The organism is Streptomyces sp. NPDC054834 (genome assembly GCF_053611185.1).
The window spans coordinates 98,113-105,135 of record NZ_JBSGZV010000034.1 but is presented as its reverse complement, the minus strand read 5'-3'; the positions used below and the strand labels follow the sequence as shown (position 1 = coordinate 105,135).

4 protein-coding genes are annotated in these 7,023 nt (G+C 73.7%); 1 reads left to right on the top strand and 3 read right to left on the bottom strand.

What is annotated here, in order from left to right:
• Positions 1-12: 12 nt before the first annotated feature.
• Positions 13-1,431: a dihydrolipoyl dehydrogenase gene (gene lpdA, locus ACWGJM_RS34370; protein WP_453415674.1), complete on the bottom strand. Its 1,419-nt coding sequence runs from the start codon at positions 1,429-1,431 to the stop codon at positions 13-15.
• 77 nt (positions 1,432-1,508) lie between these two features.
• Between lpdA and ACWGJM_RS34365 the strand changes: the two genes are divergently transcribed.
• On the top strand, positions 1,509-2,408 hold the full coding sequence (locus ACWGJM_RS34365; RefSeq protein WP_453415673.1) for a LysR family transcriptional regulator: 900 nt from the start codon (positions 1,509-1,511) through the stop codon (positions 2,406-2,408).
• A gap of 10 nt (positions 2,409-2,418) precedes the next feature.
• Here ACWGJM_RS34365 and treY read toward each other — a convergent pair whose 3' ends face one another.
• Positions 2,419-4,785: a malto-oligosyltrehalose synthase gene (treY, locus tag ACWGJM_RS34360; protein ID WP_453415672.1), complete on the bottom strand. Its 2,367-nt coding sequence runs from the start codon at positions 4,783-4,785 to the stop codon at positions 2,419-2,421.
• 104 nt (positions 4,786-4,889) lie between these two features.
• Entirely contained in the window at positions 4,890-7,007 is a 2,118-nt protein-coding gene (gene glgX, locus ACWGJM_RS34355; protein ID WP_453415671.1) for a glycogen debranching protein GlgX, read from the bottom strand.
• Positions 7,008-7,023 lie beyond the last annotated feature (16 nt).

Here is a 7,023-nt window from a genome sequence, read left to right as displayed (position 1 = left end):
CCCGTGCCGCGCTCAGGGGTGGGGCGGGGGGGGGGGGGGGGGGGCCCGGACGCCCCGGCCGCCCGCCTCCGACAGCGTGGGGTGCGGATGGATGTGCCGGGCAACGTCGGAGGGCTGGGCGTCCCAGCCGACGATCAGCTGGCTCTCGGCGATCATCTCGGACACGTGCGGGCCCACCAGGTGCACGCCGAGGACCTGGCCGCCGCCGGCCTCGGCGACGACCTTCACCATGCCGCCCTGCCCGTGCACCATGCCCTTGGCGACGGCGGTCAGCGGCATCGTGCCCACCTCGACCTCGTGCCCGCGCGCGCGTGCCTCCGCCTCGCCCAGGCCCACGGACGCGGTCTGCGGCGAGGAGTAGGTGACCCGGGGCACCGCCGCGTAGTCGACGGGCGGCGACGGCAGCCCCGCCAGCGTCTCGGCCACCAGCAGGCCCTCCGCGAACGACGCGTGGGCGAGCCCCGGGGAGGGCGGCGGCAAGAGGTCGCCGACCACGTGCACGCCCGGTACGGCCGTCTCCAGCCGTCGCCAGTCCGCCGGGGCGACGAACCCCCGCTCGTCCGTCGCCAGGCCCGCGGCGGCCAGGCCGAGGCCGTCGGTGACCGGTACGCGGCCGACGGCCACCAGGAGCCGCTCCGCCTCCACCGTGCGGGTCTCGCCGCGGGCGGTGCGCACACGCGCGCGTACGCCGTCCGCCGTCAGCTCCGCGTCCAGCAGCCGCGCCCCCGCCCGGACGTCGATGCCGCGCTTCTTCAGACCCCGCGTCAGATGCCGGCCGACATCGGCGTCCTCGAGCGGCACGATCCGGTCGGCCGCCTCCACCAGGGTCACCTCGGCACCCATCGAGCGGTGGAAGGAGGCGTACTCCACGCCGATCGCACCGCCGCCCAGCACCAGCACGGACGCCGGGAGCCCGGGGGCGAACAGCGCGTCGTCGCTCGTCACCACACGCCGGCCGTCGGGTTCGAGCCCCGGGAGCGTGCGCGGTCGCGAGCCGGTCGCGAGGACGATCCCCCGGCGCGCGGTGAAGTCGCCCGTCCCGGGCCCCGTCCCGCCCGCCACACGCACCGTGCGGGCCCCCGTGAGCCGTGCGCTGCCCCGCACCACCCGCACGCCCGCGTGCGCGAGGTGAGCCTCCACGCCCCGGTGGTTGCGGGCCACGATGTCGTCCCGCGTGGCGACGAGCGCGGGCCAGTCGACGGCGTCCAGCGTGGCCTTGACGCCCCAGCGCTCGCGGGCCTCGGCGATGCCGTCCACGAGTTCGGCGGCGTGCAGCATCGCCTTGCTCGGGATGCAGCCGCGGTGCAGACAGGTCCCGCCGACCTTGTCGCGTTCGACGAGGACGACGTCCAGCCCCAGAGCGGCGGCGCGCAGTGCGGTGCTGTACCCGCCGGTGCCGCCGCCGACGACGATCACGTCCGGTGTGTTCATGGACTCCACCCTCGGTCCGCTGCCCGCCATGCGTCCAAGGCAATGTTCTTGTCGAATCCATGCAGGATGCTTATGACATGAGTCTGCGGCAGATGGAGTACTTTCTGACGGTCGTCGAAGAGGCGTCCTTCACGCGCGCGGCGGAGGTCCTGCACGTGACCCAGCCCGCGCTCTCGCACCAGATCAAGGCCCTGGAGAGGTCGGTCGGCGGTGCCCTCCTGGAGCGTCTGCCGCGCGGGGTGCGCCTCACCCCGATGGGCCGCGCCTTCCTGCCGCACGCCGAACTCGCCGTCCGCAGCGCCGTCCAGGCCCGCCGCGCCGCCCGCGCCGCCGCCGGCGCCGAGGGCGGCGAACTGCACGTCGCGGCCCTGCACTCGGTCGCGGTGGGCGTCCTCCCCGACGTCTTCGCCCGCTGGCACGCCGCCCACCCCCGCGTCCTGCTCCACCTGCACGAGTACGCCACCTCCGAGGCCCTGCGGGAGGCGGTGGAGCGCGGCGCCGCCGACCTCGCCGTCGGCCCGGAGCCCACCGGCTGGGCCGGCACCGCCGTGCCGGTGGGCGAGGAGGAGATCGTCCTCGTGGTGCCCTTCGACGACCGCCTCGCGGGCCGTACGAAGGTGACGCTGCCGGAACTGGCGGACCGCGCCTGGGTGCGCTGCGCCATGGAGCCCGTCGTACACGGCGAGCGCTTCCTGGACCGGGCCTGCGGGCAGGCCGGGTTCCGGCCGCGCACCGCCGTGTGCACCGAGCACACCTCGACCGCGGTCCGTATGGCCGCCGCCGGGGTCGGGGTGTGCGCGGCACCGTCCCACATCGTGCGCGGCGCCGTCGGCGAGGACTGCGTGCTCCTCACCCCCGACCCGCCCTGGAGGCGCACCCTGACCGCCTACGCGCGCGTGCCCCCCACCGGCGCCGCCGAGGCCTTCGTCACCCTCCTGCGCGAGGCGTGGCCGGACCCGGGGGCCCGGACCCGCTGAGCGGCGCGGCTCAGCCCTCCCCGACGCGTTCCAGCAACGCCACCGGCAGCGGCGCGAACAGGTCCGCCACGCGCGCGTGCCCCTCGAACTCCCGCCCCGGATCCAGCGCGTCGGCCCACCGGCCCGGCGGCAGCGGCAGCCGGGTGTCGCCCCAGCCGCCCGCCTCGGCCAGCCGCAGCGGGAGCCGGGTGACGGCGGTGACCACCTGACCGGAGCGCGTGAAGGCCAGGCAGTGGTCCGCGGCCGTGCCCTCCGCGGGCAGCGGCGCGTACCCCGCCCCGGCGCCGAAGACGTCCGGCCGCCGCGCGCGCAGCCGCAGTGCAGCCGCCGTCAGCGTGCCCTTGTCCCCGTCCGCCACGGCGGCCTCCGGCGGAAACCGCACCGGCCGCCGGTTGTCCGGGTCCACCAGCGCCCGGTACTCGTCCTCCGTGCCCTGGTAGAGGTCCGGCACACCCGGCATCGTCAGATGGACCAGGGCCGTCCCCAGGACATTGGCTCGGATGTGCCCCTGGAGGGAGTCCCGGAAGGCGGCCACGAGCTCACCGGGCGCCCCGCACGGCCCGGCCGCCACGAACGCGGCCACCGCCTCCTCGTACGGCGGCTCCTGCTCCGTCCAGCTGGTGTAGAGCCCGGCCTCCCGGGCGTGCTTCAGCAAGGCCTGCTGGACCCGTCCGGTGTCCGCCGGGCCGAGCCCGAACACCGTCTGCCAGGCCGCCCAGGCCAGTTGTCCGTCCGGTACGGCCGCGCCCCCCTCCGGGGTGAGCTCCGCGAGCAGACCCGCCCAGCGCCGCGGGCACTCGGTGAGCACGGCCAGCGCCGCGCGCACATCGGCGCTGCGCTTGGTGTCGTGCGTCGACACCACGGTCCCGGTGGCCGGCCAGTCGCGCTGCACGCGCGCGCAGTACGCGTGGAAGTCCTCCGGGGACACGCCAGGGCTGCCCGGCTCGCCGCCCACCTCGGTCGCCGACAGCAGCGGCACGTACCGGTAGAACGCGGTGTCCTCAACGGACTTCGCGCGCAGCGCCGACGCGGTCTGCGCGAACCGCGCGCGGAACTCCGCGAGCACCGGATCCACACCGGCCGGCCCGAGCAGCAGCCCGCGCACCACGTCGACCACCTCGCCCTCCTCGGGCACGACGAAGGCCCGCCGGGCCTCCTCGGCGGCATCCTCGGTGACGACATCGGCCGCGTCCCCGGAGGCGTACGGCCGGTACACCCGCAGCCGCACCAGCAGTTCCTCCAGCGCGGTGCGCAGCGCCCAGGGAGCACGGTCGCGCAGCGCCGGGTCCGCCGAGCCCGAGCACAGCCGGCTCGCCACCCGGGTCAGCCGGTCCGTCTCGGCGGCCAGCTCGTGCGTGAGCACCTTGTACGCCGCCCGCCGGGCCGTGGCCGCCCAGTTGCCGCCCCGGTCCGTCTGCGGGGCCGCGGACCGCCGGTACAGCTCGGCCAGCTCAGCCGCCCCGGCCGGATCCGTGAACAGGCCGTCGATGTGCCTGAGGGCGTCGTAGCCGGTGGTGCCCGCCACGGGCCAGGAGGCCGGCAGGTGCTCCCCGTCGGAGAGGATCTTCTCGACGACCGTCCAGCGCCCGCCGGTCGCCTCGTGCAGCCGCCGGAGATAGCCGTCGGGGTCGGCGAGGCCGTCCGGGTGGTCGATCCGCAGCCCGTCGACCACGCCCTCGTGCAGCAGCTGGAGGATCTTGCCGTGCGTGGCGTCGAACACCTCCGGGTCCTCCACCCGCACCCCGATCAGCTCCGAGATGCTGAAGAAGCGCCGGTAGTTGAGCTCGGTCCGGGCCAGCCGCCACCACACCGGCCGGTACCACTGCGCGTCCAGCAGCCGGGGCAGCGGCAGATCCTCGGTGCCCTCGCGGAGCGGGAAGGCGTGGTCGTGGTAGCGCAGGACGTCGCCGTCGACCACCAGATGGCCCAGTTCCTCACCGACCGGACGCCCGAGCAGCGGCAGCAGCACCTGCCCGCCCTGCGCGTCCCAGTCGATGTCGAACCAGCGCGCGTACGGCGATTTCGGTCCCTCCCGCAGTACCTCCCACAGCGCGCGGTTGTGACGCGGAACCATGGCCATGTGGTTCGGCACGATGTCCACGACGAGGCCGAGGCCGTGTCCGCGCGCGGTCGCCGCCAGCGCCCGCAGACCCTCCTCGCCGCCCAGTTCCTCGCGCACGCGCGCGGGGTCCACGACGTCGTACCCGTGCGCGGAGCCCGGGACGGCCTCCAGGACGGGGGACAGGTGCAGGTGCGAGACGCCGAGCGACGCCAGGTACGGAACGGCCGCCGCCGCGGCCGCGAAGGGGAACTCGGGCTGCAGCTGAAGCCGGTAGGTGGCCGTCGGCACCGCCGGGTCGGGTCGATCGGATGTCATGGAGACCTACGTACCCAACCCGCCGCCTTTAGTGTCATCGTTCCTGCCCCTGCCCCACCCCCGGCCCCGCCCCTGAAGAGGCCGGGGGACTCGTGGACACCGCCCTAGGCGGGCCGTTGCAGCACCGTCATGCTGCGGTCCGGCAGGGTGAGCCGGTCGCCGGCCTGGATCTTGGCGTCCGTGCCCGGGGGCGCCCCGTCCGTGCGGGCCGTGTCGACCACCACCTGCCACTGCCGTCCGTGGTTGACCGGCACCACGAACTCCAGCGGCTCGGGCGAGGCGTTGAACATGAGCAGGAAGGAGTCGTCGGAGATGCGCTCCCCCCGCGCGCCGGGCTCGGAGATCGCGTTGCCGTTGAGGAACGCGGTCAGCGCCGAGGCCCGCGCCGAGTCCCAGTCCCGCTGGGTCATCTCCCGGCCGTCCGGGGTGAACCAGGCGATGTCGGACAGGTCGTCGTGGGTGCCCTCCACCGGACGCCCGTGGAAGAAGCGCCGCCGGCGGAAGACCGGGTGCTCCTTGCGCAGCCACACCAGCGCGCGCGTGAATTCCCGCAGCTCGGCGGCGTTCGTCCCGGCCTCGGGCCACTCCAGCCAGGACAGCTCGTTGTCCTGGCAGTAGGCGTTGTTGTTGCCGCGCTGGGTGCGCGCGAACTCGTCGCCGTGGCTGATCATGGGCACGCCCTGGGACAGCATCAGCGTCGCGATGAAGTTCCGCATCTGCCGCCCGCGCAGCGCCAGCACCTCCGGATCGTCGCTCTCGCCCTCCGCCCCGCAGTTCCAGGACCGGTTGTGGCCCTCGCCGTCCCGGTTGTCCTCGCCGTTGGCACGGTTGTGCTTGTGGTTGTAGGAGACCAGGTCGTGCAGGGTGAACCCGTCGTGGCAGGTCACGAAGTTGATCGAGGCCAGCGGGCGCCGCCCGTCGTCCTGGTAGAGGTCCGAGGAGCCGGTCAGCCGGGAGGCGAACTCCGCGAGCGCCCGCGGTTCGCCCCGCCACAGGTCGCGGACCGTGTCGCGATACTTGCCGTTCCACTCCGTCCACAGCGGCGGGAAGTTCCCCACCTGGTAGCCGCCCTCGCCCACGTCCCACGGCTCGGCGATCAGCTTCACCTGGGAGACCACGGGATCCTGCTGCACCAGGTCGAAGAACGACGACAGCCGGTCCACCTCGTGGAACTGCCGTGCCAGCGTCGCCGCCAGGTCGAAGCGGAACCCGTCCACGTGCATCTCGGAGACCCAGTACCGCAGCGAGTCCATGATGAGCTGGAGCACGTGCGGGGACCGCATGAGCAGGGAGTTCCCGGTGCCCGTGGTGTCCATGTAGTAGCGGGGGTCGTCCGTCAGGCGGTAGTACGAGGGGTTGTCGATGCCCCGGAAGGACAGCGTCGGGCCGAGGTGGTTGCCTTCCGCGGTGTGGTTGTAGACCACGTCCAGGATGACCTCGATCCCGGCCTCGTGCAGCGCCCGGACCGCCGACTTGAACTCCAGGACCTGCTGACCGCGGTCGCCCCAGGAGGCGTACGCGTTGTGCGGGGCGAAGAAGCCGATGGTGTTGTAGCCCCAGTAGTTGTTGAGGCCCATGTCGACCAGACGGTGGTCGTTGACGAACTGGTGTACGGGCATCAGCTCCAGGGCCGTCACCCCGAGCTCTGTCAGGTGCTCGATGACCGCCGGGTGCGCGAGTGCCGCGTACGTGCCGCGCAGCTCCTCGGGCAGACCGGGATGGCGCATGGTGAGGCCCTTCACATGGGCCTCGTAGATCACCGTGTGGTGGTACTCGGTGCGCGGCCGCCGGTCGTCGCCCCAGTCGAAGTACGGGTTGACCACCACCGACGTCATGGTGTGCGGCGCCGAGTCCAGGTCGTTGCGGCTGTCGGGCGAGCCGAAGTGGTAGCCGTACACCTCCTCGCCCCACCGGACCGAGCCGCTGACCGCCTTCGCGTACGGGTCCAGCAGCAGCTTCGCCGAATTGCAGCGCAGCCCGCGCGCGGGGTCGTACGGTCCGTGCACCCGGAACCCGTACCGCTGCCCGGGCATCACGCCCGGCAGGTACGCGTGCCGCACGAACGCGTCGCTCTCCCGCAGTTCCACCGCCGTCTCCGAGCCGTCGTCGTGCAGCAGACACAGCTCTACTCGGTCCGCGGTTTCGGTGAAGACCGCGAAGTTGGTCCCGGCGCCGTCGTACGTGGCGCCGAGCGGATACGCCTCTCCAGGCCAGACCTGCATGGATACGACTCTCCCA